At 67.4% G+C, this 26278-nt stretch carries 27 protein-coding genes; 16 read left to right on the top strand and 11 right to left on the bottom strand.

Annotated features, from left to right (window positions below; translation table 11 throughout):
* Positions 1-25: 25 nt before the first annotated feature.
* From A3OK_RS0119550 to A3OK_RS0119535, 4 genes are all read right to left on the bottom strand, one after another.
* A complete protein-coding gene (locus tag A3OK_RS0119550; protein WP_196805454.1) occupies positions 26-790 on the bottom strand; it encodes a TetR/AcrR family transcriptional regulator in 765 nt (254 codons plus the stop codon).
* 67 nt (positions 791-857) lie between these two features.
* Positions 858-1694, bottom strand: a complete 837-nt coding sequence (gene proC / locus A3OK_RS0119545; RefSeq protein ID WP_026597444.1) for a pyrroline-5-carboxylate reductase — start codon at positions 1692-1694, stop codon at positions 858-860.
* Positions 1691-2194: a YbjN domain-containing protein gene (locus tag A3OK_RS0119540; protein ID WP_018045511.1), complete on the bottom strand. Its 504-nt coding sequence runs from the start codon at positions 2192-2194 to the stop codon at positions 1691-1693. Before A3OK_RS0119540 ends, proC begins: the two co-directional genes overlap by 4 nt.
* A 293-nt stretch (positions 2195-2487) precedes the next feature.
* Positions 2488-2805: an accessory factor UbiK family protein gene (locus A3OK_RS0119535; protein WP_019906587.1), complete on the bottom strand. Its 318-nt coding sequence runs from the start codon at positions 2803-2805 to the stop codon at positions 2488-2490.
* A 225-nt stretch (positions 2806-3030) separates the two neighbouring features.
* Between A3OK_RS0119535 and bla the strand changes: the two genes are divergently transcribed.
* The 5 genes from bla to A3OK_RS0119510 all read left to right on the top strand — a co-directional run bounded on the left by bla (position 3031) and on the right by A3OK_RS0119510 (position 8222).
* Positions 3031-3924, top strand: coding sequence for a class A beta-lactamase (bla, locus tag A3OK_RS0119530; protein WP_019906586.1), 894 nt, complete (start codon positions 3031-3033; stop codon positions 3922-3924).
* A 169-nt stretch (positions 3925-4093) separates the two neighbouring features.
* A complete protein-coding gene (locus A3OK_RS23375; RefSeq protein WP_019906585.1) occupies positions 4094-5161 on the top strand; it encodes a hypothetical protein in 1068 nt (355 codons plus the stop codon).
* 149 nt (positions 5162-5310) lie between these two features.
* On the top strand, positions 5311-6039 hold the full coding sequence (locus A3OK_RS0119520) for a response regulator (RefSeq protein ID WP_019906584.1): 729 nt from the start codon (positions 5311-5313) through the stop codon (positions 6037-6039).
* Positions 6036-7487, top strand: coding sequence for an ATP-binding protein (locus A3OK_RS0119515; RefSeq protein ID WP_019906583.1), 1452 nt, complete (start codon positions 6036-6038; stop codon positions 7485-7487). Before A3OK_RS0119520 ends, A3OK_RS0119515 begins: the two co-directional genes overlap by 4 nt.
* A gap of 153 nt (positions 7488-7640) precedes the next feature.
* Entirely contained in the window at positions 7641-8222 is a 582-nt protein-coding gene (locus tag A3OK_RS0119510; RefSeq protein ID WP_019906582.1) for a hypothetical protein, read from the top strand.
* A gap of 128 nt (positions 8223-8350) precedes the next feature.
* On the opposite strand, the gene A3OK_RS0119505 is transcribed toward A3OK_RS0119510, so the two are convergent.
* Positions 8351-9007 carry a glutathione S-transferase family protein gene (locus tag A3OK_RS0119505; RefSeq protein ID WP_026597442.1) on the bottom strand — a complete coding sequence of 219 codons (657 nt, stop codon included), beginning with the start codon at positions 9005-9007 and terminating at the stop codon, positions 8351-8353.
* 312 nt (positions 9008-9319) lie between these two features.
* Here A3OK_RS0119505 and phaZ point away from each other — a divergent pair, with 312 nt between their 5' ends.
* Both phaZ and rpsU read left to right on the top strand, forming a co-directional pair.
* A complete protein-coding gene (phaZ, locus tag A3OK_RS0119500; RefSeq protein WP_019906580.1) occupies positions 9320-10534 on the top strand; it encodes a polyhydroxyalkanoate depolymerase in 1215 nt (404 codons plus the stop codon).
* Between the two features lie 322 nt (positions 10535-10856).
* Positions 10857-11165 carry a 30S ribosomal protein S21 gene (rpsU, locus tag A3OK_RS0119495; protein WP_019906579.1) on the top strand — a complete coding sequence of 103 codons (309 nt, stop codon included), beginning with the start codon at positions 10857-10859 and terminating at the stop codon, positions 11163-11165.
* Positions 11166-11285: 120 nt separating this feature from the next.
* Here the strand turns inward: rpsU and A3OK_RS0119490 are convergent, their stop codons facing one another.
* Positions 11286-11717: a response regulator gene (locus A3OK_RS0119490; RefSeq protein ID WP_019906578.1), complete on the bottom strand. Its 432-nt coding sequence runs from the start codon at positions 11715-11717 to the stop codon at positions 11286-11288.
* Between the two features lie 422 nt (positions 11718-12139).
* On the opposite strand from A3OK_RS0119490, the gene A3OK_RS0119485 reads away from it, so the two are divergent.
* The 4 genes from A3OK_RS0119485 to A3OK_RS0119470 all read left to right on the top strand — a co-directional run bounded on the left by A3OK_RS0119485 (position 12140) and on the right by A3OK_RS0119470 (position 15538).
* Positions 12140-12931, top strand: a complete 792-nt coding sequence (locus A3OK_RS0119485) for a class II glutamine amidotransferase (protein WP_019906577.1) — start codon at positions 12140-12142, stop codon at positions 12929-12931.
* 88 nt (positions 12932-13019) lie between these two features.
* Positions 13020-14456, top strand: a complete 1437-nt coding sequence (locus A3OK_RS0119480) for an NAD-dependent succinate-semialdehyde dehydrogenase (protein ID WP_019906576.1) — start codon at positions 13020-13022, stop codon at positions 14454-14456.
* Positions 14457-14468: 12 nt separating this feature from the next.
* Positions 14469-14894, top strand: a complete 426-nt coding sequence (locus A3OK_RS0119475; RefSeq protein ID WP_019906575.1) for a thiol-disulfide oxidoreductase DCC family protein — start codon at positions 14469-14471, stop codon at positions 14892-14894.
* Complete coding sequence (locus A3OK_RS0119470) at positions 14891-15538, top strand: DUF4166 domain-containing protein (RefSeq protein WP_019906574.1); 648 nt, start codon at positions 14891-14893, stop codon at positions 15536-15538. Before A3OK_RS0119475 ends, A3OK_RS0119470 begins: the two co-directional genes overlap by 4 nt.
* A gap of 46 nt (positions 15539-15584) precedes the next feature.
* On the opposite strand, the gene A3OK_RS0119465 is transcribed toward A3OK_RS0119470, so the two are convergent.
* The 3 genes from A3OK_RS0119465 to ppk2 form a co-directional block, all read right to left on the bottom strand.
* The gene (locus tag A3OK_RS0119465) at positions 15585-17096 is read right to left on the bottom strand and encodes a carbohydrate porin (protein WP_019906573.1); all 1512 of its coding nucleotides are present in this window, start codon (positions 17094-17096) and stop codon (positions 15585-15587) included.
* 187 nt (positions 17097-17283) lie between these two features.
* Entirely contained in the window at positions 17284-18081 is a 798-nt protein-coding gene (locus A3OK_RS0119460; protein WP_019906572.1) for an enoyl-CoA hydratase/isomerase family protein, read from the bottom strand.
* 134 nt (positions 18082-18215) lie between these two features.
* Positions 18216-19142 (bottom strand): polyphosphate kinase 2, encoded by a 927-nt coding sequence (ppk2, locus tag A3OK_RS0119455; protein WP_019906571.1) that lies wholly within the window; start codon positions 19140-19142, stop codon positions 18216-18218.
* Positions 19143-19472: 330 nt separating this feature from the next.
* Here ppk2 and A3OK_RS0119450 point away from each other — a divergent pair, with 330 nt between their 5' ends.
* From A3OK_RS0119450 to A3OK_RS0119430, 5 genes are all read left to right on the top strand, one after another.
* Positions 19473-19820, top strand: a complete 348-nt coding sequence (locus tag A3OK_RS0119450) for a hypothetical protein (protein WP_019906570.1) — start codon at positions 19473-19475, stop codon at positions 19818-19820.
* Positions 19821-19934: 114 nt separating this feature from the next.
* Positions 19935-21005, top strand: a complete 1071-nt coding sequence (locus A3OK_RS0119445; protein WP_196805453.1) for a CorA family divalent cation transporter — start codon at positions 19935-19937, stop codon at positions 21003-21005.
* A gap of 63 nt (positions 21006-21068) precedes the next feature.
* A complete protein-coding gene (locus A3OK_RS0119440; protein WP_019906568.1) occupies positions 21069-23414 on the top strand; it encodes an Orn/Lys/Arg decarboxylase N-terminal domain-containing protein in 2346 nt (781 codons plus the stop codon).
* Entirely contained in the window at positions 23411-24028 is a 618-nt protein-coding gene (locus A3OK_RS0119435; protein ID WP_019906567.1) for a GNAT family N-acetyltransferase, read from the top strand. Before A3OK_RS0119440 ends, A3OK_RS0119435 begins: the two co-directional genes overlap by 4 nt.
* A gap of 101 nt (positions 24029-24129) precedes the next feature.
* Positions 24130-24558 carry a TIGR01244 family sulfur transferase gene (locus tag A3OK_RS0119430; RefSeq protein ID WP_019906566.1) on the top strand — a complete coding sequence of 143 codons (429 nt, stop codon included), beginning with the start codon at positions 24130-24132 and terminating at the stop codon, positions 24556-24558.
* 29 nt (positions 24559-24587) lie between these two features.
* Here A3OK_RS0119430 and A3OK_RS0119425 read toward each other — a convergent pair whose 3' ends face one another.
* Together A3OK_RS0119425 and A3OK_RS0119420 are read right to left on the bottom strand one after the other, a co-directional pair.
* Positions 24588-25472, bottom strand: coding sequence for a 2-hydroxy-3-oxopropionate reductase (locus tag A3OK_RS0119425; RefSeq protein WP_019906565.1), 885 nt, complete (start codon positions 25470-25472; stop codon positions 24588-24590).
* A gap of 26 nt (positions 25473-25498) precedes the next feature.
* Complete coding sequence (locus A3OK_RS0119420) at positions 25499-26263, bottom strand: HpcH/HpaI aldolase/citrate lyase family protein (protein ID WP_019906564.1); 765 nt, start codon at positions 26261-26263, stop codon at positions 25499-25501.
* Positions 26264-26278: the final 15 nt, after the last annotated feature.

Genomic DNA, 26278 nt, shown 5'->3' with positions numbered 1-26278 from the left:
CGCGGAGGAAAACGTCGGTCTCGCATCACACCGTCTGCTGGTCGACCTCGTCCTCCGGCCGCTTGCCACGGCGCTGGCGGGCGCCGCGTTCGAGGAGCGAGCGGCCGATGGCACGGAACGGCGCGGTGAGGCGTCGTGCATCGTCGGCGCGTTCCATGAAGCGCTCGCCGTTGCGGATTTCCTTGTCGAGCCGGGCCATGGTGCGCGCCAGTGCGGGGTCCTCGTCGTCGAGCCAGACTTCGACGGTGCGCGCGAAGGCGATGACGACGCCCTGCAGCTTGAGCCGGCCGAGTGGCCCCTCGGTGTTGATGCCGGCCGCGGCCAGCATGAAGCGATGCGAGTTCAGCGCGACGCCGTTCAGGGCCACGAGAGACAGCGGATCGCCGCGCAGCGCGTAGGAGATCCGGCGCAGAGCGTCCTTGTAGGGCGCCATGGCGTCGAGCCGGCGCATCAGCACGTCGAACAGGCGCTCGCGCGTGGGCTCCTCGGCGAGATCGCTGGAATCGCCCTCGAGCACCTTGCGGTCGATGATCCGCGAGAGTCCGCCGAGCACGGCGCCCTTGGAGGGAAACAGGTCGCGGAACTCGGCCAGCGACAGGCCGGCCTCGCGGGCGATGTCGCCGATTTCGATGTCGTTCCAGGGCTGCACGGCGGCGAGACGCATCAGCGCCTCGACGGCCGCCTCGCGGGGGGACAACTTCGGAGCGGCGACGGCGATCTCGGTTCCGTTATCCCCGGTTACGCCATCCCCTGTCACGCCTTGCGGCTTGGCACCTTTGGTGTTCGCCATGGTCATTCGATCCTCGTGTCTCTTCCCCACCATGTAGGTTGCGCACGCGGATCCGTCAGGGGGCGGTTCAGCCGGAGAGTTCGCCCGCGCGGACCTTGGCTGCCTCGACCGCCTCGCGCATCAGGTCCGGCACGCCGCCCTCGCGCATGAGAACGGCGAGGGCCACGGCCGTGGTGCCGCCGGGCGAGGTCACGTCGCGCCGCAGCTGTCCCGCCTCGTGCGGGCTGGTGGAGAGGAGCGCACCGGCGCCAGCGACCGTGGCGCGGGCGAGCCGAGCGGCCATGTCGGCCGGCAGACCGGCGGCCACGCCCGCTTCTGCCATGGCTTCGGCGAGAAGGAAGACATAGGCCGGGCCGGAGCCGGAGACCGCCGTCAGCGCGTCGATGAGCGCCTCGTCGTCGAGCCACTCCACGGTGCCCACGCCCTTCAGCAGGGCATCGGCCTGGGCATGCTGAGCGGGCGCCACCTCGGCGCTCGCCACCGCGCCGGTGACGCCGCGGCCGATGCTCGCCGGAAGGTTCGGCATCGCCCTGACGATGGCGCGGGCGGATGGCAGGCGGGTGCGCAGGTCGGCGATGGTCTTGCCCGCGAGGATCGAGACCACCAGCGTATCGGGCGAGATCAGGGTATCGAGAAGGCCCGCCGCGCCCTCCAACCCCTGTGGCTTGATCGCGAGGATCAGCGCGTCGTTCGCTGGGACGTCGCTCGGGTTCAGGGCGATGCCGTGGATCTCGCACAGCCGGATCGTCTCGGGCGAGGCCTGCGGATCGACGACGCAGGTTCTGGCGGCATCGAGCCCGTTGGCGAGCCAGCCGGCCAGCATCGCGCCGCCCATCTTGCCCGCCCCGACCAGGGTGAGGGACGCGGGCAATGCGCCGGATGGACGGGACGACGGACCGCTCACGCCTCGCCTTCGGTCTCGAACAGGACCGCATCCAGGGATTCGCGGGCGGACTTGCCCGCCCAGAGCACGAACTGGAATGCCTGATAGTAGCGCTCGCAGGCATCCACGGCGGATTTCAGCATCATCGCGCACTGGCTCTGCGTCGGCGCGGCGCCGTCGGTGAGCAGCAGCGAGTGCCGGAACATCACGACGCTGTCGGTGGACCACAGGTCGAAATGGCCGACCCAGAGCTGCTCGTTGACGAGGGAGATGAGGGTGAGAATTTCGGTGCGGCGATGGGCCGGCACCTTCAGGTCGAAGGCCGAGGCCACGTGCAGGGCCTCCACATCCTCGATCCAGGTGAAGGCGACATGGTAATCGGACCAGCGGCCGGCCACGGCCACCGACATTTCGTCGGTCTCGGCCCTGTCGAAGATCCAGTCGCGAAGGGAGGCAAGCCGCTCGACGATGTCGAGGGGATGCTCGTTCCGGTCGAGGCCTTCGATGTGGAGTTGGGTCATAGCGGTCCAGGTTGGCGTCCCGTGAGGGGCGCCGATAATGGTGAACGACGATCAATCCCGCTCACGATTCACCATTCGCAAGCTCAAGCCTCGCATAAGCAAGGCAGAGCTTGGTCGGTGAGAAGCTTAAGGGCCGAAGGTCGGGTCCGGGGGCGAAGCGAATCAGTGCCTCACTCACTATAGACCGTGGCGGACTCGCGTTTCAAAGCGCTCCTGCGGACCGGTGAACAGGAAAGCGGATTTCCACCGTTCCTTCCTGTGCACAAGCTTAGACCTGACTCGACCGGCGCGAATCACACCGATGTCGACGGCGGAGGCGGCGGCTCCTGCGTGCCGAGCCGGCCCTCCAGCACGGAAACGCGGGCGGCGAGAGCGTCGTTCTGGGTGCGGAGCGCCGAGACGAGGTCGCGCAGGACGTCCACCTCCTCGCGGGAGGCGATGTCCATGTCGCGGATCAGGCGCTCGACCTGCGCCTTGAACACCGTCTCCGCCTCGCGCTTCACCCCCTGGGCCGCGCCGGCGGCATCGGTCATCAACCGGGCGAAATCGTCGAACAACCGGTTGGAGCCGCGGCCCGTGCCGTCCTTCGTGCCGTCCTTCGTGCCTTGCATCGCCGTCTCCCGAGATCGAGGCCCGCGTCGGACATCGCGCCGGCACCTGAGACCAGGAGATAAGAATCGAGGGCGTGCGAGGCAATCCGCAGGCTCGCCGAATGCTCGGCCCGGAGACGAGGAATTCACGCTCCGGTTCGCCAGAGCCGTGTTTTCCCCGCCACGATGGGACCGCAAAGCCATCGCCCTACTCCCGCGAAATCCCATCGACAGGCACGGACGCGCATGGTCACCCGACGCGAACTCACCCTCGGTGCAGCCGCCTGGGCTGCGGGATACCGGCTCTTCGGGGCAAGCCGCGCCTTCGCCGCGGGCTCGTTCTCCGAAGGCCTCGCCGACCGGTTCGCACGGATCGAGCAGGCGAGCGGCGGGCGGCTCGGAATCGGCCTTCTCGATACCGGCGGCGGCGCCCCCGTGGCGCATCGCGGCGGGGAGCCCTTCCCGATGTGCAGCACGTTCAAGGTTCTCGCGGCCGGCGCGGTGCTGGCGCGGGTCGACCGGGGCGAGGACAGCCTCGACCGGCGGCTGCGCTACACGCTTGGCGAGGTCGTGGCCTACTCGCCCATGAGCGGGCCGAGGGCGGGCGGCGAGGGGATGACCCTCGCCGAACTCTGCGAGGCGGCCGTCACGGTGAGCGACAACACCGCCGCCAACCTGCTGCTCGGGACGATGGGCGGCCCGGCCGGGCTGACCGCCCAGCTTCGTGATTTCGGCGACGCGACCAGCCGCCTCGACCGCACCGAGCCCGACCTGAACGAGGCCGTGCCCGGCGATCCGCGCGACACCACCACGCCGCTCGCCATGGCGGAGACGCTGCGGCGCCTCGTCCTCGGCGATGCGCTCTCGCCCGTCTCGCGCGCGCTGCTCACCGCCTGGCTCGTCGGATGCCGCACCGGCGATGCACGGCTGCGCGCCGGCCTGCCGAAGGAGTGGCGGATCGGCGACAAGACCGGGTCCGGCGAATACGACACCGCCAACGACGTCGCCGTGATCTGGCCTCCGCGCCGGGCGCCCCTCGTCCTGACGGTCTACCTGACCGAAGCGAAGGCCTCGCCGGAGGCGCGCAGCGCCGCCATCGCGTCGGTGGCCCGCGCCGTCGCCGCGTCCGTGACCGGATGAGGCGCCGGCCTGCGTAAGCGTCCTTTAAGCGCCTGGCTGACAAGCCTCGGGAGGGATGAAGGTCGTGACGAGGGCGCAAGCGCGCCGTCGCCGCTTCACCCTCGGTTCGAAAGGGCGGATGATGAGTGAGGATCGTGGGCATCGCGTCGCTGTCGGACCGAGACGTGCGATGAGTTCGCGGCGTGCCGCTCTTGCCATCGGGATGGCGGTGATGAGCCTTCTTCCGCATCCGGCATCCGCCACCGAGCGGCCGCGCTATGATGCGTTCCATCAGGGCACCTTTCTGTCCTATCTCAACGCGCCGGAGAAAGGTGCCGACATGACGCGCTCGCCGCGTCTCGGCCTGTCCTTCGGCGGAGAGGTGCGGCCGGTGCTGATGGATACCGGCTCCACCGGCATCGTCGTCTCGGCGAGCCGGATCCCCGGCTTCGAGGCGATGCCGTCGCTGCCGGGGCGGCTCACCTACAGCAGCTCGGGGCGAATCATGATCGGGCGCTGGGTGACGCTGCCCGTCACCCTCGTCGGCCGCGACGAGGCCAGCGTCACCACCGCGCCGATCCCCGTCCTGGCGGTGACGCGGATCGAGTGCACGGACGGCGCGCGCGACTGCTCTCCGCAGACGATGCCGGAACACGTCGCGATGATGGGCGTCGGCTTCGGGCGGGAGGGCGATGCGCAGAGCCAGAGCACGCCCGACACCAACCCGCTCCTCAACCTCGCGCCGGATGGCCGGAGCCCCGTCCGCCGCGGCTACGTGGTGACGCGGGACGGTGTCCATGTCGGTCTCACCGGCGCCAATACGCGCGGCGACTTTCGCGTTCTGAAACTCGATCCGCACCCGGACATTCCCGGCGAATGGCAGGGCGTCCCCGTCTGCATCACGATCGACGGGCAGGCTCCCGGCGCCTGCGGCCGGGCGCTCGTCGATACGGGCGTGTCGGTCATGTACCTCACCCTGCCGAAGGACGGCGTGAGCGGCGCCGTCGCCGCCGATGACGATGGGCGGAATCGATTCCTGCCCGGCACCCGGCTCGGCTTCTCCTTCCCCGGGCAAGGCTCGGCGCCAGCGGCGGCCTACGACATCGTCGTCGGCGAGGATTCTCCGCTCGCGCCGGACAAGGTGACCCTCAATACCCGGCGCCCGGAGCCGTTCGTGAATACCGGCCTGCGCTTCCTCAACGGCTTCGACGTGCTTTACGATGCCGATGGCGGGTATTTCGGTTTTCGTCGGCGGTAGCGTGACGACCGGGCGATACTTTCCGCCGGCAACGATTGCCGAACGTATCCCGGATACCGGCCTGAAACAGACGATTACAATTCGACCCGCCCGGCCCCCTTCGAATCCCTCCGCTCCGGCGTCATAAACGGCCACCGGATGGACGAGACATGACGCAGACGAACTCCGCCACGCCCCACATCCTCGTGGTCGAGGACGACCGCGAGATCAGCGCCCTGGTGGCGCGCTATCTCCGTGCCAACGAATGCCGGGTCACCCTGGCGGGCGATGGCCGCGAGATGGACAAGGTGCTGACCGATGCGCGCGTCGACCTCATCGTGCTCGACCTGATGCTGCCGGGCGAGGACGGTTTGAGCCTGTGCCGGCGCCTGCGCGCGGGCTCGTCGATCCCGATCCTGATGCTCACCGCCAAGGCCGAGGAGATCGACCGGATCGTCGGCCTCGAGATCGGCGCGGACGATTACCTCGCCAAGCCGTTCAACCCGCGCGAGCTCCTCGCCCGCATCCGCGCGATCCTGAGGCGCGGCGCCGGCGCGGAGGCGGCCGGCGACGACGGCGCCCGCCGGCTGCGCTTCCTCGACTGGACCCTCGACGTGTCGCTGCGCCAGCTCCTCAGCCCGGACGACGCCCGTATCACCATCACCGGCGCGGAATTCGACCTGCTGCACGTGCTCTGCCTGCGCCCCGGCCGGGTGCTCTCGCGCGACCAGCTGCTCGACCTGACGCAAGGTCGTGCCGCCGGCCCGTTCGAGCGCAGCATCGACGTCCTCATCAGCCGGATCCGCCAGAAGATCGAGGCCGACCCGCGCAATCCGGAGATCATCCGCACGATCCGCTCGGGCGGCTACCTGTTCACCCCGGCGGTGACCCGCTCATGAGCACGCGCGCGAAAGGGCGCTGGCGGCGCCTCGTCGGTTATCCGCCGCGCAGCATCGCCGGCCAGATCGCGATCCTCAGCGTGGCCGCCATCGTCGTCACCCATGCGGTGGCGACCCTCGCATTCTTCCTGCTGCGCGAGCCCTGGAATCCGGAGAACCATCCGGGCGTCGCCGCGACCCGCCTCGCCACCATCGTCCGCCTGCTCGATGCCGCCACGCCGGAGGATCGGCCGCGCCTGTTGCAGGATGCAGCGCGCAGCATGCCCGCCCTGCAGATCGAACCGGCCCCGGCCATGTCCGAGCCGGCGACCGCGCCCGATCAGGCAGCCTCGCCCGGTCGGAACGGACGACACGACCATCCCATGGTCCAACGCATGCGCGAAGGGGTCGGCCGCCCCCTCACGATCACCCATCTGTCCCCTCCGCCCCGGGCGCCCGGAGCGGGAAGCAGCATCCGCATCGGCATCCTGACACCGGCGGGCGCGAGCCTGCGCGCGACGCTGCCGGACGACGACCGCCCCCCCTTCGGCGCCGTCCCCATCGTCTTCACCTTCGTCCTGCTCGGAATAACGCTGTCGCTCATGTCGATCTGGGCGACGCGGGCCCTGACCGCGCCGCTGGCGCAGCTCGCCGAGGCCGCCGACGCGTTCGGCACCGGCATGAACCTCGTGGCCTTGCCCCAGAACGGGCCGAAGGAGGTGATGGCCGTCTCCCGCGCCCTCGACACCATGCGCGGGCGCGTTCGCCGCCTGATCGACGACCGGACCCAGATGCTGGCGGCGATCAGCCACGATCTGCGCACCCCGATCACCCGCCTGCGCTTGCGGGCCGAATTCATCGAGGACGACCACGCCCGCACCATGACGCTGCGCGACCTCGACCAGATGAACGGGCTGGTGGAAGCCGCCCTGTCCTTCGTCCGCGATGGTCAGGCCGGTGGCGCGCAGACGCTCGTCGACCTCGCCTCCCTGGTCCAGACCGTCTGCGACGGGTTCGTCGATATCGGCGCCGACGTCCTCGTGGAACAGACGCGGCACGTCCTGGTGCGCGGGCGGGCGGACGATCTCCAGCGGGCCATCGTCAACCTCGTCGACAATGCGGTGAAGTACGGCGGCAGCGCGCGGCTGACGATGCACCCGTCCGAGCAGGGCGTGGCGTTGGAAGTGTCGGATGACGGCCCCGGCATCCCCGAGGCCGAGCGCGATGCCATGGTGCAGCCCTTCGTGCGCGGCGACAGGGCCCGGAACCTCAACGAGGCCAGCGGTTTCGGGCTCGGTCTGTCGATCGTGCTCGCCATCGTCGAGGGGCATGGCGGCCGGCTGACCCTGACGAACAAGCTCCCTCGCGGCCTCGTGGCCCGCATCGATCTCCCGCTCGCCGTCGCTCAAGGGGCACAGCAACGGGCAGCCGCCTCGGGGCATCGTCAGGCACCCGCACCGGCAGCATGACGATTTTCGCATCCGAATGTTTCGGAGGGGAGATCGGAAACATCGCGAAACTCTTGTGCCGGGCGCGGGAAAGGTCCGCTTAACCCTGAGAACCGCCTTCTGAGCTTCCGTCGACGGCCCCTCGCGACGGCATTCGATCGAGGCGACCGCGCCATGACTTCCGTCAGTTCCACCCAGACCTCCGCCCTGTTCCAGGCCCAGCGTCCGCCGCCGCCGAAGGGCAATCCCGTCGCGCAGGCCATCGCCAGCGAGGTGTCGACGGGCTCCATCAGCGCCACCGACGGCACCGCGCTTTCGAGCGCCCTCGATTCCATCGATTCGAGCCTGAAGAGCGGGAGCTCCAGTTCGTCCGGCAGCACGAGCACCCGCCTCGACCCGTCGCAGATCCAGGACAAGATCGGCGGCCTGATCGACGACCAGGTCTCGAGCGGCAGCCTCACCAGCGATCAGGCCGAGACGCTGAAGTCGCTGTTCGAGGCCAATGCGCCGGGCAAGGGCGGAACCAGCGGCCCCGGCGGCCCCGGAGGCCCCCCGCCCGGCCCGCCTCCGTCCGGCGACGACGGCACGAGCACATCGTCCTCCTCGACGGATTCCTCGACCAGCGTCAGCGACCTTCTCGACAGCTTCATGAAGTCGCTGCAGGCCTCTCAGACCAGCGCGTCGGGCTACGCCGCCTCCGGGACCACGGCGTCGAGCGCCAGCGCCAGCGCCCTGCTGTTCGACTTCAATACCTGACGAGCATCCTTCAGGCGGGTTGCGCACGCCCTCTCCCGGATGGGCGGAGCGTCAGCGAAACCCGATCCGGCGGGCATTCCGAGATGCCGCGACGCGTCGGAGCCTTTGCGCCGGCGAGGCGCGGCCCCTCAGAACTCCATGTCGAGTTCTTCGATCTCATCCGGCTCGGCTGCCGCCGCCTCGGTCCATTCCACCATGAGAGGCCAGGCGAGGATGGTGTCGCGATAGGCGGCGACCTTGCGCGGCAGCCAGACATCGTAGGTCTGGAACCGGGTGCAGACCGGGGCGAACATCGCGTCCGCGAGACTGGGGCGCTCGCCGAACAGGAACGGACCGTCGTAGCGGGACAGGCAATCCTCGACGATCGTGATGACCCGCTCGATATCGCCCTTGGCACCGTTGAAGATCTTGAAATCGGTGTGGCGGGCCTTGAGGTTCATCGGCAAGGCCGAGCGCAGATTGATGAAGCCGCCATGCATCTCGCCGGAGATCGAGCGGCACCGCGCCCGGGCCACGGGGTCCTTCGGCAGGAACCCGGCGTCGGGATACGTCTCGTTGAGATACTGGGCGAGCGCCAGGGTATCCCACACCTCGATCTCGCCGTGGACGAGACGCGGCACCAGAAAAGACGGCGACAGATGCAGCAACTCGGCCCGCGTGGATGCATCGTCACCCGACAAGACTTCGATCTCGAAATCGAGTCCGGCCATGCGGCAGACCAGCCATCCTCTGAGCGACCAGGACGAGTAGTTCCGGCTCGAAATCGTGAGCGTGGCGACTGGCATGTCCATCCCCTGTCTTCCTGTTCCCGGGCGATCATAGAAGTTCTGCCCGAGGAACTTCCAGGGGCATCCAAGTCTCGTGCCGCGCCGGAACGTCATTCACCGATAGAGATAATCCTTCCCTGTCGCGGGGATGGAACAGTGAGGCATTCTCACAACATTTATTATTGATCGTACTTTTCGGCGATTGCGTTGCGCGCAACCGTGGCCCAGCCTATCGGGCTGTGAGCGGCTGTTCGGGAGCGATCCCGGATCGACGTGCACATCAAAGCGAATGGCTCGCTATCTGATCGTTCGCGCAGGAGTTCGAGCTTCATGCTCTATGATGCCTTTGAAGTGCAGTCCGACCTCGCCGAGCGCACCCGCTCCTGGGGCAAGCTCGTCCATGATGCCGTGTCCCCCTGGGTCGGGTCGAGAAACGCGGCGCCGATGAACTGGTGGTCGGCCGGCGCCAAGATGATGATGCGCGCAGGCCTGACCTTCGCCCGTCCGGCTTTCGGCATCGACAGCGTCCAGGTCGGCAACCGCGAGGTTCCCGTCATCGAGGAGACGGCCTACGCGACCCCGTTCGGCACGCTGCTGCGCTTCAGGAAGGACATCGATTCCGAGCAGCCGAAGGTGCTCGTCGTGGCACCGCTCTCGGGCCATTTCGCCACGCTGCTGCGCGGCACGGTCCGCACTCTCCTCGCCGACCACGACGTCTACATCACCGACTGGCACAACGCCCGCGACGTCCCTCTCGCCGACGGTCCGTTCGGGTTCGACGATTACGTCGACCATCTGGTGACGTTTCTCGGCGTGATGGGCGAGGGGTCGCACGTGGTGGCCGTCTGCCAGCCGGCGGTCCAGGCGCTCGCCGCCGCCGCCGTCATGGCCCAGTCGAAGGACATCGCGCACCCGCGCAGCATGACGCTGATGGCCGGGCCGGTGGATTGCCGCATCAGCCCGACCGCGGTGAACAAGCTCGCCACCTCGAAGCCGATGTCGTGGTTCGAGAAGAATCTCATCGCCACCGTGCCCCAGCGCCATGCCGGTGCGGGACGGAAGGTGTATCCGGGCTTCATGCAGGTCTCGGCCTTCATCTCGATGAACGCCAAGCGGCACCAGCAGAGCCATGCCGACCTGTTCTGGCATTTCGCCAACGGCGAGACCGAGAAGGCCAACCAGATCGAGACCTTCTACGACGAGTATTTCGCCGTCCTCGACCTCGCGGCCGAATTCTATCTCGAGACCGTGCAGACGGTGTTCCAGGACTACACCCTCGCCAAGAACGAGCTGACCTATCGCGGCAACCCCATCGACATGCGTTCCATCCGCCGGACCGCGCTGATGACCGTGGAGGGCGAGCGCGACGACATCTGCGCCGTGGGCCAGACCATGGCGGCGCACGACCTGTGTACCGGCCTCGCGCCGCACATGAAGAGTCACCACCTCCAGGCGGGCGTCGGTCATTACGGCGTCTTCACCGGCCGCAAGTGGGAGGGCCAGACCTACCCGCTCGTGCGCAACTTCATTCAATCCCATGCGTGAGGTGCCTCGTTCTTGAGGTCGCTCCCGCGTGAGGCGGCACCGGCGCTTCGGCAGAGGCGCGTCGCTCGAACGCGATGACCCCGTTTCGGGCTCGGCGATTGGCGCGATGATTTAGCCGACAGCGGTTGGAACTCGTACCCGCTTGGTGTATGAGCCTGCCCCAAGTGAGTTTTCAGCGTCGATTCGAGACCGTCAGGTGAAAGGTCCCTCCCTGGAGCGATCCAGGGTATGGGGCTATTGGCGGTTTGCCCTCGTCGGACAGGCGGGGGCGTTCGGAGAGGGCGCCGTCCGACAAACATACGTCTCTAAAGGATCAATTCCGTTGCAGGTACTCGTTCGCGACAACAACGTCGACCAGGCACTCCGCGTTCTGAAGAAGAAGATGCAGCGTGAAGGCATCTTCCGCGAGATGAAGCAGCGCAAGGCCTACGAGAAGCCCTCCGTGCGCAAGGCACGCGAGAAGGCTGAAGCCGTGCGCCGCGCTCGCAAGCAGGCTCGCAAGACCGCCATCCGCGAGGGTCTGATCGCCGCTCCGAAGCCGAAGCCCCGTTTCGGTGCCGGTGCGCCGCGTCGTCCCGGTGGTTCGCCGTTCGCTCCGAGCGCCGCTCCCTCGACCAACACCGCTTCGTAAGACGGGTTTCGACGGTCGGCCTCGCGCCGATCGTCGTGTTCCTTTTCCAAGCCGACACGACTTCCAAGCCGACACGACGCCTGGCCGCCTAAGCGGCGCGGGCGTTGTTTCGTTGGTCGCTCAGGCGGCAGCGGCTCCTGCGGCGGCCGAGGCGTGTCCGGCTTCCACCAGGACGTCGAGGGCGCGCCACGGCTTCTGCATGTAGACCACCTGTTCGGGCAGGCGACCGGTGCTGCGCTCGTCGTAGCCCGAGGTCAGGACCATCCGCACGTCGGGCCAGCGGCGCTCCACCGTCCGGGCCAGGGCGATCCCGTCCATCGGGCCGCCGAGGCGGACGTCGGCGAACAGCAGTGCCACGTTCATGCCCTTGCGCTCCAGCACGCCGATGGCCGCCTCCGCGCTGTCACAGGCGATGACGTCGAGATCCGTCTCCTCCAGGATGGCGGTGGCGAGGTTGCGGACCGCTGCATCGTCCTCGACCACGAGAGCGAAAAGGCCATCGATCTGAGCCGGCAAGGCGGTATCGGCTGCGGTGAGGATGTCGCGATCCATGAGGTCTCCTTCTGGAAATGAGGGCCGGCGTGATGACGGCCATGCGGGCACCGGGCCCCGAGTTAATGATTCGTGTGTGCGAAAGGCTGCGCCGACTGACGGCTATCGGCAAGAGTTTCATCCGCGACAGCGGCCATGCGCGTCCCGCAACGAAATCGGTGGAACCGCCGCAAAACGGGCTATGTGACCCGCTAGGACCCGGAAGGCACTCGGGATGCGTGAGGTCGGCCTGCATGGAACGGAGCGTATTTGCGCATTGCCTGCGCAGACGCACAAGGTTCAGGCATGCTGCGCTGCATTAACGAACTGTTCACTGCAAAAGAACGAATGTTACAGTTCGAAGACCATCGAGCAGAAGTGTGGAACGGTTTCTGTTTCCCGGTCCGGGGATGGTTGCCGACAGAGGGGGTCGTTGCTCAGTCATGTGCCGCTTTCTCGCCTATAGCGGTGATCCGGTCTTCCTGACCGATCTCGTCTGCGCACCGACGCACTCGCTGGTGCATCAGTCGCTTCACGCCACGGAGGCGAAGACCGAGACCAATGGCGACGGTTTCGGCATCGGCTGGTACGGCGAGCGCGCCGATCCCGGCCAGTATCGCGACGTCTGCCCGGCTTGGTCGGACGAGAACCTCGTCAATCTCTGCCAGCAGGTTCGTGCGCGGATGTTCTTCGCCCATGTCCGCGCGTCCACCGGCACGGCCACCACGCGGGCGAACTGCCACCCCTTCGCCCATGGGCGGCACCTGTTCATGCATAACGGCCAGATCGGCGGCTATCACCGCATCAAGCGCCGGATCGAGGCGCTGATACCCGATTCGCTCTACGAGGCACGGCGGGGCACCACCGATTCCGAGGCGATCTTCCTGTTGGCGCTGGCCAACGGCCTCGCCGAGGACCCGGTCGGCGCCATGGCCGAGACCCTTGTCACCGTGCGCGACCTGATGCAGGCCGCCGGCATCACCGAGCCCCTGCGCTTCACCTCCGTCGTCACGGATGGCGAGACGCTGACGGCCTTTCGCTGGGCCTGCGACGGCCGCCCGCCGAGCCTGTATTACCGCCAGACCGAGAGCGGCCTCGTGGTGGTCTCCGAGCCCATAGACGATTGCAAGGATGGCTGGATCGTGATTCCCCGTGGCGGCACGCTCCAGGCGACGCGCGGCGGCACGGTGACGGTGAAGGGCGCCGACGAGGCGAGGGTTCGCATCGCCGCGTGAGACGGCGGGCCTGAATTGCGGCCACGAGGGTTGCGGCCGTTACGCGAAGGGCGGAAAACCCACGCTCCTTGAACAGCGTGAGCCGCCGATGACCTATCCGGACGTGACCCTTCACATCGCCGGGACCTGGACGCCCGGTTCCGATGCACGAACGATTCCCGTCCTCAACCCCGCCACCGGCGACACGATCGGCACCGTCGCGGTGGCGACCAAGGGTGATCTCGATCGCGCTCTGGAGGCCGCCCGGCGCGGCCTCGCGGAATGGCGCAAGGTGGCGCCGTTCGAGCGCGCCAAGATCATGCGCCGGGCCGCCGACCTCCTGCGCGCCCGCGTCGAGGACATCGCCCGGACGATGACGCTGGAACAGGGCAAGCCGCTGGCCGAAGCGCGGATGGAGACGCTGGCCGCCGCCGACGTCATCGACTGGTTCTCGGAGGAAGGGAAGCGCGCCTACGGCCGCATCATCCCGGCACGGTTCTCGGGCGTGACCCAGATGGTCCTGCGCGAGCCGGTGGGGGTCGTCGCCGCCTTCACGCCCTGGAACTTCCCGATCAACCAGGCCGTCCGCAAGCTCTCGGCGGCCCTCTGCACCGGCTGCCCGGTCATCCTGAAGGGCCCCGAGGACACGCCGGCCAGTTGCGCCGCCCTCGTCCGCGCCTTCCTCGATGCCGGCGTACCGGGAGACGTCCTATCCCTCGTCTTCGGCGATCCGGCCGAGATCTCGGCCTACCTCATCCCCCATCCGGTCGTCGCCAAGATCTCGTTCACCGGCTCGACCGTGGTGGGCAAGGAGCTCGCGGCACTGGCCGGGCGCCACATGAAGCGCGTCACCATGGAACTCGGTGGGCACGCCCCGGCCCTGATCTTCGCCGACGCGGATGTGGAGAAGGCCGTCTCGATCCTCGGCGCCAACAAGTTCCGCAATGCCGGCCAGGTCTGCGTCGCGCCGACCCGCTTCCTCATCCACGATTCCGTCTACGACCGCTTCGTCGACGGGTTCGTGGCCCATGCGCGAAGCATCAAGGTCGGCGACGGGCTCGACCCCGAGACCACGATGGGGCCGCTGATCCATGCCCGCCGGCGCGAGGCGATGGAATCCCTGGTGGCCGATGCCGTGGCGCAGGGGGCCGAGCTGCGCACCGGCGGCAAGCGCATCGGCAACCGCGGCAATTTCTTCGAACCGACCGTGCTCGCCGAGACGCCTCTCACGGCGCGGATCATGAACGAGGAGCCGTTCGGCCCCGTCGCCCTGGTCCAGCGCTTCTCAGACGACGAGGCCGCCTTCGCCGAGGCGAACCGCCTTCCCTATGGTCTGGCCGCCTACGCCTATACCCGATCGGCCTCCCGCGCGACGGAGATCGCCGCCCGCGTCGAGAGCGGCATGCTCGGCATCAACCACCACGGCCTCGCCTTTCCCGAGACCCCCTTCGGCGGCGTCAAGGATTCCGGCTACGGCAGCGAAGGCGGCTCGGAAGCGATCGAGGCCTACCTGACGACGAAGTTCGTCAGCCAGGCGAGCGCGTGAGCAAGTGAGCACATGAGAGCGACGCCGCAGGCCAACGACACGTTCAACGGTCCGGTCATCCTGTTCGATGCCGAATGCGTGCTGTGCTCGGCCAATGCCCGGTTCGTCCTGGAACGCGACAGGCACGCGGTGTTTCGTCTGGCCTCCATGCAGAGCGAGGTCGGACAGATGCTCTATCGCCAGCACGGCATGGATCCGGACGATCCGGTCAGCATGCTCGTCGTCGAAGGGGGTCGCGCGCGCCGGGACAGCGACGCCGTGCTCAGCATCTACGAGAAGCTCGGCTTTCCCTGGAGGCTGGCCGCGATCCTGAGGATCATCCCCGCCGCGATGCGCGATCCCGTCTACCGCTGGATCGCGCGCAACCGCTATCGCGTGTTCGGCGAGCGAGAAACCTGCTGGATGGCTCCGCCGCACTACAGGGACCGCATCCTGTGAGCCGACCGGATCGCGCAGGAGCCGCGACGCCGCCGCCGCACCGATGGAGCGATGACGACGCGCTGTTCCGCGATCGTGCCACCGTGTCGGGCTTCCGCGAGGACGATCGTGATGGCTCGCTCTACCGTCGGATTCTCGGCTCGGCCTTCGATGCGCTGCCGCCACGGGTCAGGGAACTGCATGACGCGTTCGAGACGCGCCGCTGGCGGGGCTCGGCGCGGGTAGAACGGGGAACCGGGTTTCTGGCGCGGATCATCGGAGTGGCGATGGGATTTCCCGACGCGACCGCCGACGTGCCCGTCACCGTGACGTTCGTGCCGGAGCGGGGAGGCGAGCGGTGGATTCGGGATTTCGGAGGAAAGGTCTTCACCTCGGTCCAGTCCGCCGGAGCGGGACGGGATCACTATCTTCTCGTCGAGCGGTTCGGGATCGTACGCGTCTCTCTCGCCCTGGTCCGGGATCGGCAGCGTCTGTTCTTCGTCCCACGGCGGTGGTCGGTCCTGGGCATTCCCATGCCCGGGCGCCTGCTGCCGTCGGGCGCGTCGTTCGAGACCGAGACGGACGGACGGTTCTCGTTCGACATCACCATCCAGGTGCCGCTCATCGGTCTGATCGTCGCCTATCGCGGCAGTCTGGAGCCATGACCGGGCCTGGATTGCCGCCTCGCGATGGGATGCCGATGTCGGCCTCTCAATACCGGACCGTCGCCCGCAAACCGAACACGGCGGCGTTCTTGATCCGGGCACCGTCGGGAACGCGCGGGTTGGGCACGCCGCCGCTCGGGCGGAAGATGTACTGGATGTCGGGCTGCACCGTCACGCCGGGCCCGAGCACGGCCTGGTAGGTCGCCTCGACCACCGCCTCGCTGCTACGCCGGGGTCCGCTGCCGCCGCCGAGGAGGATCGTATCGGTGTCGAATCCACGCGCGCTGTCCGAGATGCGGGCGAGCGCGAAGGCGATGCCGATCGTATCGTCGGACCGCCCCTTGAACAGGCCCTTATAGGCGATGCCCGCATCGGTGTAGAAATCGACGATGTTGCGGTCGGACGGTGATCCGGAGAGGCGCACGAACACGCTGGCGCCGTCGTTCGGGTCATCGGGCTCGCGGTAGATGGTCTGGTCGATGATGCCGTAGAGGCCGCTATCGCCGCGAAAGCGCCGGGCGATTCCGGTGGTGGACGGATCGGCCAGCGAGCGACCGGCATTGTCGAAGCGCTGGCTGTTGAACCGGCCGAAATGGTGCCAGCCGCCCAGGGTCACCGTGCCCGGATCGCCGACATCGCCCTGCGCGATATTGTACGCGTAGGCGGCCTCGGCGATGACCAGGGCGGGATCGCCGGTGCGGAAATTCGTGCCGGTGCGGTTGCGACGCTGCGGATCGAGATCGCTCGGGTTCGGCCCGGCCGGATCGCCGTCGAAGATGCCGACCTGCAGCGAGAAATTCTGGTTCGGCACGTATTTCGCCCGGATCGCCGGCACCGCCAGCGGATAGATCGGACCGCCGCTCGGCAGCACCTCGGCCATGATGTTGGGCCAGCCGAAGGTGGAGTTGATGAACAGCGTGCCGGTCTGGCTCACCGCGAATTCGGTATCGGCGGCGATCTGCCCGACCTTGAGCCCGAACTGCCCGTCGAAGAGCTTCTGCTCGATCCAGAGTTCGTAGAGCCGCGAGGACGGCAGCGCTTCGATGGCGCTCACCGTGATGAAGTTGTTGACGTAGTAGCGCGACAGGCCGGTGCCGTGGATGAGGTAGAGGTTGGTGTGGAAGGCCGCCCCCTGCCAGCCGAGCAGCGTGTCGAGATCGGCATCGAACTGGACGTCGAGGCGGCCCTCGTAGATCGCGCCGCGCCGCGCCCCGCCGGTCGCGTTGCCGAAGCTCTCGCCGATATAGGTGAGGCTGTACTCGATGCCCTTCGTCTTCAGGAACGAGCGCACACCGTAGGGGTCGCCATAGGGTCCGAGCGAATCCTGGATCGAGGTGTTGAGGTTGGCCGAAGGCTTGGCCGAGGTCACCGACTGCGCCACCGAGGTCTGCGGATCGCCGCCGGCGCCGCGCGCCGATCCGATGTCGAGCCCCTCGAGCGCCAGGCGCGCACGCCGCGCCGTGTCCTCCGCCGCGGTCTGGGCATGGGCTCGCGTAACGGCAAAGCCCATTATCAGCGCGGCGGCGGCGGTCGCGAGACGAAACGAGCGGCGCATCATCCCTCGGAAAAAGCGTGTTCCAGGGCGAGCTTTCCCCTCCTCGACCCCTATCATGAAGAACATGACAGGGCTGCAACCGGGCCGAGGGAGCAAGGCGACGGGTCGCTTTCCCGACCCGGTGTGTCGTGCTGCCCACATCCGCACCGGGGCGGAGCGCTTCGAAGAGCGCCTTATCTGGAAAAGCGCCTTACCGGCCGGTCCAGTTCGGCGGGCGCTTGGCGAGGAACGCCTCCATGCCCTCGCGGAAATCGGCGCTGGTGTAGCAGAGCAGGATGAGGTCGTCGTCCGGACGCTCATCCACGCTGTCCTCTTCGGCCGCGAGCCGGCGCAGACCTTCCTTGGTGGCGCGCAGGGTCAGCGGAGCGTGGCCGGCGATCAGGGTCGCGAGCTCCGAGGCCCTGGCGTGCAGGGCGGCGGCATCCTCCACCACTTCACCGACGAGGCCGGCCGCCAGCGCCTCCTCCGCGCCGAACAGACGGGCCGTGAAGATCATGTCCTTCACCCGAGCCGGACCGATGAGGCCGGACAGGCGCCGGAGGTTGGACATCGACAGGCAATTGCCCAGCGTCCGCGCGATGGGGAATCCGAACCGGGCATCGCGGGTGGCGATGCGCAGGTCGCAGGAGGCGGCGATGGCGGCCCCGCCGCCCGTGCAGGCCCCGGCGATGGCGGCGATGACGGGCACGCGCAGGCGTTCCAGCGCGCTGAGCACCCTGTCCATGAAGCGCTCGTAGCCGAGGGCATCCTCGGCGCCGGAGAAGCCGCGGAATTGGGCGATGTCGGTGCCGGCGGCGAAGGCTTTCTCACCGGCGCCGGTGATGACGACGACCTTGATCCGCTCGTCCGCCTCGATCGTCCCGCACAGGTCGATGAGGCCCTGATACATCGCGAAAGTCAGCGCGTTGCGCGCCTGCGGCCGGTTGAGAACGATGCGGGCGACACCGGCATCGTCGGTGTCGAACAGGATCTCGTCGGTGGCGTTCATGCGGGGTCCCATTGTCCGACCAGCCGGGGATCGGCCCGTTCGACAACGGGTTTTGCCGATACGGGCCGCTTTGGGCAACCGCGGCCACGGCGGGAAACTTTGCGCGGGTCCGGCCGACGATTCACCCCATCCGGTCAGAACAGGGCGGGGACGAACATCTCCGGCGCCACCGGCTGGCGCGCATAATCCTCGTGGCGCATGCGCTCGGGCAGATGCACCGGCGGGTGCTCCACGTCGCCGTAGGGGATCTGCGTCAGGAGATGGCTGATGCAGTTGAGGCGGGCCCTCTTCTTGTCCACGGCCTCGACCACCCACCAGGGCGCCTCTGGGATATGGGTGCGGGCGAGCATCACTTCCTTCGCCTTCGTGTAATCCTCCCAGCGTCGGCGGGATTCCACGTCCATGGGCGAGAGCTTCCACTGTTTCAGGGGGTCGTGGATGCGCATGTTGAAGCGCATCTCCTGCTCCTCGTCGGTGATCGAGAACCAATATTTGAGCACGATGATGCCCGAGCGCACCAGCATGCGCTCGAATTCCGGGGCGGATTGAAAGAACTCCTCGTACTGCTCCGGCGTGCAGAAGCCCATCACCCGCTCGACACCGGCCCGGTTGTACCAGGAGCGGTCGAACAGGACGATCTCGCCGCCGGCCGGCAGATGCGCGGCATAGCGCTGGAAGTACCATTGCGTGCGCTCGCGCTCGTTCGGAGCCGGAAGCGCGGCGACCCGACAGACCCGCGGGTTGAGACGCTGGGTGATCCGCTTGATCGCGCCGCCCTTGCCGGCGGAATCGCGACCCTCGAAGATCACGACCACTCGTAGCTTCTGCGCCTGGACCCAGTCCTGCAGCCGGACCAGCTCGTGCTGCAGCCGGAACAGCTCGCGAAAATACACCTTGCGATCCATCGTCGCCGGCCGCGCTTTCGTGCCGATCTCGCTGGCGAGCTGCTCAAGACGCTCGTCCTCGAGTTCCATCTCCAGCTCTTCATCGAAATCATCGGCCATTTCCCGACGGATGGCCTCGATGTCGAAAGGGCGTGTTCCGGCGCGGGTGCCGTCCATGGCGTGGTCTTCCTGAAAGTATGGAGATCGCCGGGATATTTAGACCACCCACATGACATTAGAGCGACCGCAATGGGCCACATGCGGCCTCTCCATATTCGTCCACCAAAATTTTGGCCCGACCAAAATGGCAGGATGATTGCTAGACTCATGATCAGGCGCCGAGTATCAGCTATTCATCAAGTTGTTACGACTCGGTGGGATAATAGCACATCCGGTATATGCAATATATCGTCGGTTTTCATTGCGAGAAGATCACGACGGTCGGTGGAGCGCAATTCTCAATTATTCCATCGCTGCCGATGGTCGTCACACCCGAAGGAAAATGCCATGGACCGTTATGTCGTCCGTTTTATCAAGCCCGTCGCTCTGGCCGTCGTTACCTTTTTCTCGGTCTACTTCCTGACGGAAAGTTCTTTCATCGGCTTGATCGTGAGCAGCATTCCGCTGTTGCTCGGATGGTTGGGAATCATGGAAGGTATCGCCTACGGCATGGTCGGTTCGGTGTTCATCTTCGCGGTCGTTTGGGCCGTCTTGCCGCCTCACATGAAGATCTTCGTCGGCAATCAGGCGACGGTTCTCGCGGATGAACTTCGCAAAGAGGCCGATAAGGGCATGCTCCCCCGGGATGCGGACAAGAGCGTCAAGGAAGCGGACAGGGGTTCGGTCGCCCGCTGAGAAAAGATTCCGGCCATCGATCGTCTGATCGCGGCCGTCGCACGCGGGATGTTGTCCGGCAGGTGCGTCCTGCCGTCATCACAGTGTCGCCCAGCGTTGCGATCCAGCGCGGCGGTGAGCCGGTATTTTGCCGGCCACGATCGCCGCGACCGCACCATGCCGCATCTCCTCATCGAGGAAGCGTCCCTTCCGGGACTGATCTTCGCCCTGCGCTTCACTGCGGACGGACAGGGAAGCCGTATCGAACCGGGGGACAACCTCCCCCCTCTCGAAGGCGACGATGACGGCTTCGTCTGGCTTCATTTCGATCTCGTCGATGCCCGCATCGAGGCGTTGATCGCCGAGGGACGCCTCGGTCCGCCTCGGCTCGCCGCGGCGACCTTCGCCCGCGACGATCATCAGCGCATCGTCGTCGATGGCCCTCATGCCGGATTCGTGATCGCGGATCGGGAGCGCGCCTTCGACGGCTCGTCGAGCGAGGAGCCGAACGGTCGCCTCCATTGCGTGCTCGGACCGCGCTTCCTCGTGAGCGGCCGTCGCCACGCAACGGCCTGTGCGGTGACCGCACGCGACGCGGTCCTGTCCGGCGCCCTCGTTCCGGGTCCGGCCAAGTTGTTGGAGCGCTTCGTCGGGAGCACCATCGAAGCCCTCACCGCGACGACCAATCGGCTGTCCTCGGCGCTCGATGCCATCGAGGACGACATGCTCGATGACGCCAAGGCCGACGATGCGAGGCCCCTGGGCCCGATTCGGCGCCAATCCGTGCGATCCCACCGCCAGCTCGCCGGATTGCGGGCGGTGTTTCACCGGCTCGAGGACGAGGCCGGCACGGAAGACGACCAATTGCCGGAGGCCATCGGCGCGATGGCCGCGCGGGTGGTCCAGCGCCTCGATTCGCTCCATCGCGACATGCATGTCCTGTCCGAGCGGTGTCGCCTGCTGCAGGACGAGATCGCCGCCCGCACGACGGCCTTGACCAACCGCCAGCTCTTCACGCTCTCGATCCTCACGGCCCTGTTCCTGCCGCCGACCCTGGTGACGGGCATCTTCGGCATGAACACCAAGGGGCTGTTCTTCTCGGAATCCGACAGCGGATCGCTGATCGCCCTCGGCATCGGCCTCGGCGCGGCGCTGGCCGTCTACCTCGTCATCCGCCGCCTCGGACTTTCCGGACGCCCCGGTTGATCCGGGGCGCGAACGCGCCCACACCGCCCTCCAACGACCCGACAATCCGGAGCCTACCCCCGCATGGACTTCTTTCGCCGCTTCACCGTGCTCATGTGCGCGCCGAATTTCGACCCGGACGATCTTGAGGGCGTACGCGTCCAACAGATCCTCACCTCCATCGAAAAGCTCGGCTTCGAGGTGGTGCGGGCACGGCGCGTGGAGGATGCGGCCATCGCGGTCCAGACCGATGCCGCCATCGGCTGCATGGTGGTGGATTGGGGCAAGCGCGGCCTCGACGGCAAGGCTGCCGCGCTGATCAACCTCATGAGGAAGCGCGGGCTCGAGATGCCCATCGTCATCATGGTCCGCCGCAAGCGCCTGGAGGACATCCCCGTCGAGGTGCTCGACTTCATCGACGGCTACATCTTCCTCGCCGAAGAGACCCCCGATTACATCGCCCGCGGCCTCGTGAGCCGGGTCAAGCAATATGCCGAGACCCTGAAGACGCCGTTCTTCGGCGCGCTGGTCGATTACGCCGAGCAGGGCAACCAGCTCTGGACCTGCCCCGGCCATAACGGCGGTATCTTCTACAATCGCTCACCCATCGGCCGCATCTTCGTCGAGCATCTCGGCGAAGCGGTGTTTCGCGACGATCTCGACAATTCCGTGCTCGATCTCGGCGACCTGCTGGTCCACGAGGGCCCCGCCCTGAAGGCGCAGAAGGAGGCCGCCGTCATCTTCGGCGCCGAGAAGACCTACTTCGTCCTCAACGGCACCTCGGCCTCCAACAAGATCGTGCTGTCGGCCCTGGTGGCCGAGGGCGACCTCGTGCTGTTCGACCGCAACAACCACAAGGCGGCGCATCACGGCGCCCTGTTCCTCGGCGGTGCGGTCCCGGTCTTCCTCGAGACCGACCGCAACTGTTTCGGACTGATCGGCCCGATGTACCACGAGGCCCTCGACGAGGCGGCCATCCGCGAGAAGATCCGCACCAACCCGCTGATCACCGACAAGGACGCGTGGAAGCGCGAGCGCCCGTTCCGCGTCGCCGTCGTCGAGCAATGCACCTATGACGGCACGATCTACAACGCGCAGATGATCATGGAGAAGATCGGTCACCTCTGCGACTACATCCTCTTCGACGAGGCCTGGGCGGGCTTCATGAAGTTCCACCCGCTCTTCGCCGGCAGATTCGCCATGGGCCTGAAGAATCTCGACGAGACCTCGCCGGGCATCATCGCCACGCAATCGACCCACAAGCAGCTGGCGAGCTTCTCGCAGGCGTCGCAGATCCACACCAAGGACAGCCACATTCGCGGCCAGACCCGGCGCATCGAGCACCGGCGCTTCAACGAGACCTTCCTGGTCCACGCCTCGACCTCGCCGTTCTATCCGCTCTTCGCCTCCCTCGATGTGGGCGCGCAGATGATGAAGGGCCGCTCCGGCGTGGTCCTGTGGGACGACACGATCCGCCTCGGCATCGAGTGGCGCAAGAAGGTGCGCGCCATCCGCCGCGAGTTCGAGGAGAAGGAGGGCGATCCCCTGCGCCGCTGGTTCTTCGACCCCTTCGTGCCGGACACGGTGAAGGGCCCGGAGGGCAAGGTGCCGTGGGAGAGCATCTCGACGGACGAACTCGCCAGCGATGCGAAATACTGGGAGCTGACGCCGGGCGCCGCCTGGCACGGTTTCACCCATGTGGCGTCGAACTATGCGATGACCGACCCGAACAAGCTCACCGTGCTCACCCCGGGCTTCGACCGCAAGACCGGCGAATATGCCGAGCACGGCGTGCCCGCCCCCATCGTGGCGCAGTATCTCCGCGAGAACCGCATCGTCGCCGAGAAGAACGATCTCAACTCGCTGCTCTTCCTGCTGACGCCGGGCGTCGAATCCTCGAAAGCCGGCACGCTCATCTCCGGCCTCGTCGCCTTCAAGCGCCTGCACGACGAGAACGTCCCGTTGGAGGAGGCGATGCCGGAATTCGTCCGGCGCCGGCCCAACCGCTACAAGGGCGTGCGCCTGCGCGACCTCTGCGCCGATTTTCACGCCTTCCACCGCGAGCACGGCACCAGCACGCTCCAGCGCAAGCAGTTCGAGCCGGGGCACCTGCCCGAAATGGTGATGACCCCGAAGGAGGCGGTGCAGCAGCTCACCCGCAACAACGTCGATTACGTGCCGATCGCGGAAGCGGAAGGCCGCGTGGCGACGACCTTGCTTCTGGTCTACCCGCCGGGCATCGGCACGGTGCTGCCGGGCGAGCGATTGGACGAGCGGGCGAAACCCATGCTGGACTATTTCAAGATGTTCGAGCGGTCGGCGAACCTGTTCCCGGGGTTCGAGGCCGAGATCCAGGGCGTGTTCCGCAACGTCGATCCCGATGGGACGATCCGGTTCTACACCTACGTCATGCGCGAGAATCGCCCGTGAGTCCGGACGGGCCGCCCACCGCCTCCGATCCCGAAGTGATCATCCGGCCGTCCTCTGATGCGGACGTGCCGGCCATGGTGTCGATCTACGCCCACCACATCCGGCGGGGCGTCGGCGATGTCGGCGATTTCGAGGAAGACCCGCTTCACCCCGACGATCTCAAGCGCCGCCGCAAGGCCATGCGCAAGAAGCGCCTGCCGCACCTCGTCGCCGACCGCGACGGGGTCGTGGCGGGCTATGCCTATGCCGTGCCGTTCCGCAAGCGCCCGGCCTATCGCTACACGCTCAAGCACTCGATCTACGTCCATCACGAGCACCTGAACGCGGGCATCGGCCGGCGCCTCCTGCCCGCGCTGATCGAGGCCTGCGCCGCCGGCGGCTACCGCCAGATGATCGGCTATATCGACGCGCAGAACGAGGCATCCCTTCGCCTCCACGAGGCCTGCGGCTTCACCCGCGTGGGCCTACTTCCGGCGGTGGGCTACAAATACGGCCGCTGGAGCGACAGCGTCATGGTCCAGCGTGCGCTCGGCACTGGCGCCACCGACCAGCCCGGCACCTGGACGCGCTCGGTCGAGGCGCTGGTCGCCGGGCACGAATGGATGGGCAAGTAGAGCATCGCGACCAGGGCGGCATCGGCTTGTATCACTCGGGCGAAGGCCCATTTTCGACCGGAACCCCGCTGCCGGACGTCACATCCCGAGGCAATCTCGCCATGAACATCACGCCCATCGATTCCCGCCTGTCGGTCTCCGGCCAGCCGGATGAGGCGGAGATCGCTTCCCTGCCTGCGAGCGGATTCGCCCTGCTGATCAACAACCGCCCCGACGGCGAGGAGCCGGGCCAGCCGGGGAACGCGGCCGAGGCCAAGGCGGCCGAGGCGGCGGGGCTCGCCTACCTCCACCTCCCCGTCACCGGCCCCGGCATCACCCGAGACGAAATCGCGCGGTTCCGGGAGGCCGTGGACGGCGCATCCGGCCCGGTCATCGCCCATTGCCGCAGCGGCACCCGCTCGATCACGCTCTGGGCCTTGAGCGAGGTTCTGGCGGGGCGCCTCGGCCGCGACGACCTCACGGCCTACGGACAGGAACGCGGCTTCGACCTGAGCGGCGCCGTGCGCTGGCTCGACACGCACGGCGCATAAGACCGAGGGAACGGCGGGCGCGATCCGCCCTACCCCTCCGCCACCTGATGATGGCCCATGATTTCGAGGGCACGCACCAGGGCGGAATGGTCCGCGTTGCCGGCGCCGTTGGCGGCGCAGACGGAGAAGAGCTGCTGCGCCATCGCCGTCCCCGGCAGGGCGAGACCGAGCGACCGGGCGCTCTCCAAAGCGAGGTTCAGGTCCTTCTGGTGGAGAGCGATGCGGAATCCCGGATCGAAGGTGCGCTTGATCATGCGCTCGCCGTGCAATTCGAGGATGCGCGAGGTCGCGAGACCTCCGGTGATGGCCTGGCGGACCTTGGCCGGGTTGGCCCCCGCCTTCGAGGCGAAGAGCAGCCCCTCGGCCACCGCCTCGATCGTGAGTGCCACGATGATCTGGTTGGCGACCTTGGCGACCTGACCGGCGCCGGTCTCGCCCACATGGGTCACGGTCTTGCCCATGAGGTCGAGGAGCGGCTTCACCCGCTCGAAGACCTCGTCCTTGCCCCCGACCATGATCGACAGGGCTGCGTTCTTGGCGCCGACCTCGCCACCCGAGACGGGGGCGTCGAGGTAATCGACGCCGCGCGTCGCGAGACGAGCCGCGAAATCGCGCGTGGCGATGGGCGAGATCGAGCTCATGTCGACCACCACGGCGCCGGATTTCACGCCCTCGGCCACGCCGGCCGCGCCGAACAGCACGGCCTCGACATCGGGCGTATCGGGCAGCATCAGGATGACGATGTCCGAGCGCTCGGCCAATTCGGCGGCGCTGGCGCAGGGCCGGCCGCCGGCGGTGATCAGGGTCTGCGGCACCTCGCGGCGGGTCTTCAGGTGGAGGGCGTGGCCGCCCGCGATGAGATGTCCGGCCATGGGCGCGCCCATGATGCCGAGGCCGATGAAGCCGATATCCATGTGTCTCTCCGGATGCGGGCGAAGGGTCAGCGGAAGCGTGCGGCGAGGGCCTCGGAGGTGCGGGCGAGGAGGCCCATATCCGAGCCCACCGCCGTGAAGCGTGTGCCGGCCGCGATGTAGCGATGCGCCAGTTCCTCGTTGGCGGTGAGGATGCCGGCATGCTTGCCCGAGCGACGGATGCGGGCGATCGTCTCCTCGACGATCGTCACCACGTCGGCGTGGTTCTGCCGGCCGATATAGCCGAGGCTGGTGGAGAGATCGCCGGGTCCGATGAAGACGCCGTCGACGCCCTCCACCGCGGCGATCTCCTCGAGATTGTCGAGTGCCCGGCGCGACTCGATCTGCACGGCGACGAAGATCTCCGCCTCGCAGCGGGAATGGTAATCCGGGATGCGGCCGAAGCGGGCGGCGCGCGGGGCCTGCGAGAAGCCGCGCACGCCGCGCGGGGCATAGCGGGTGGCGGCCACTGCGCGGCGGGCCTGATCGGCATCGTCGATATTGGGGATCATCAGCGACTGCACGCCGGTATCGAGGATGCGCTTGATCGCGATGGGCTCGTCGCTCGGCATCCGCACCATGGCGTTGGCCGAGCTCTCCATCATCGACTGGACCTGCGCATAGACATCGCGCAGGTCGTTGGCCGAATGCTCCATGTCGAGGAGGAGCCAGTCGAAGCCGGAGCCGGCCACGACCTCGGTGGAGATCGAGCTGGCGAGGCTGCACCACAGGCCGATCTGCTGGTGGCCCGCATTGAGCGCCGCCTTGAAGCGGTTGGTGAGGATATCGGTCATCGTCGCGTTTCCTTC

It is taken from the genome of Methylobacterium sp. 77, assembly GCF_000372825.1.
GTDB lineage: Bacteria > Pseudomonadota > Alphaproteobacteria > Rhizobiales > Beijerinckiaceae > Methylobacterium.
Note: the sequence above shows the minus strand (reverse complement) of the source record. Positions and strands in the feature narration are given on the sequence as shown.

Excerpts from the sequence above, each read along its gene's own strand:
- A3OK_RS0119465 (WP_019906573.1), bottom strand. The coding sequence starts at position 17,096 with ATGATGCGCCGCTCGTTTCGTCTCGCGACCGCCGCCGCCGCGCTGATA.
- A3OK_RS0119515 (WP_019906583.1), top strand. The coding sequence starts at position 6,036 with ATGAGCACGCGCGCGAAAGGGCGCTGGCGGCGCCTCGTCGGTTATCCG.
- A3OK_RS0119485 (WP_019906577.1), top strand. The coding sequence starts at position 12,140 with ATGTGCCGCTTTCTCGCCTATAGCGGTGATCCGGTCTTCCTGACCGAT.
- A3OK_RS0119540 (WP_018045511.1), bottom strand. The coding sequence starts at position 2,194 with ATGACCCAACTCCACATCGAAGGCCTCGACCGGAACGAGCATCCCCTC.
- A3OK_RS0119535 (WP_019906587.1), bottom strand. The coding sequence starts at position 2,805 with ATGCAAGGCACGAAGGACGGCACGAAGGACGGCACGGGCCGCGGCTCC.
- phaZ (WP_019906580.1), top strand. The coding sequence starts at position 9,320 with ATGCTCTATGATGCCTTTGAAGTGCAGTCCGACCTCGCCGAGCGCACC.
- A3OK_RS0119490 (WP_019906578.1), bottom strand. The coding sequence starts at position 11,717 with ATGGATCGCGACATCCTCACCGCAGCCGATACCGCCTTGCCGGCTCAG.
- A3OK_RS0119505 (WP_026597442.1), bottom strand. The coding sequence starts at position 9,007 with ATGCCAGTCGCCACGCTCACGATTTCGAGCCGGAACTACTCGTCCTGG.
- A3OK_RS0119420 (WP_019906564.1), bottom strand. The coding sequence starts at position 26,263 with ATGACCGATATCCTCACCAACCGCTTCAAGGCGGCGCTCAATGCGGGC.
- A3OK_RS0119480 (WP_019906576.1), top strand. The coding sequence starts at position 13,020 with ATGACCTATCCGGACGTGACCCTTCACATCGCCGGGACCTGGACGCCC.
- ppk2 (WP_019906571.1), bottom strand. The coding sequence starts at position 19,142 with ATGGACGGCACCCGCGCCGGAACACGCCCTTTCGACATCGAGGCCATC.
- A3OK_RS0119460 (WP_019906572.1), bottom strand. The coding sequence starts at position 18,081 with ATGAACGCCACCGACGAGATCCTGTTCGACACCGACGATGCCGGTGTC.
- A3OK_RS0119550 (WP_196805454.1), bottom strand. The coding sequence starts at position 790 with ATGGCGAACACCAAAGGTGCCAAGCCGCAAGGCGTGACAGGGGATGGC.
- A3OK_RS0119440 (WP_019906568.1), top strand. The coding sequence starts at position 21,069 with ATGGACTTCTTTCGCCGCTTCACCGTGCTCATGTGCGCGCCGAATTTC.
- A3OK_RS23375 (WP_019906585.1), top strand. The coding sequence starts at position 4,094 with ATGAGTTCGCGGCGTGCCGCTCTTGCCATCGGGATGGCGGTGATGAGC.
- A3OK_RS0119510 (WP_019906582.1), top strand. The coding sequence starts at position 7,641 with ATGACTTCCGTCAGTTCCACCCAGACCTCCGCCCTGTTCCAGGCCCAG.
- A3OK_RS0119475 (WP_019906575.1), top strand. The coding sequence starts at position 14,469 with ATGAGAGCGACGCCGCAGGCCAACGACACGTTCAACGGTCCGGTCATC.
- A3OK_RS0119520 (WP_019906584.1), top strand. The coding sequence starts at position 5,311 with ATGACGCAGACGAACTCCGCCACGCCCCACATCCTCGTGGTCGAGGAC.
- bla (WP_019906586.1), top strand. The coding sequence starts at position 3,031 with ATGGTCACCCGACGCGAACTCACCCTCGGTGCAGCCGCCTGGGCTGCG.
- A3OK_RS0119430 (WP_019906566.1), top strand. The coding sequence starts at position 24,130 with ATGAACATCACGCCCATCGATTCCCGCCTGTCGGTCTCCGGCCAGCCG.
- A3OK_RS0119425 (WP_019906565.1), bottom strand. The coding sequence starts at position 25,472 with ATGGATATCGGCTTCATCGGCCTCGGCATCATGGGCGCGCCCATGGCC.
- A3OK_RS0119450 (WP_019906570.1), top strand. The coding sequence starts at position 19,473 with ATGGACCGTTATGTCGTCCGTTTTATCAAGCCCGTCGCTCTGGCCGTC.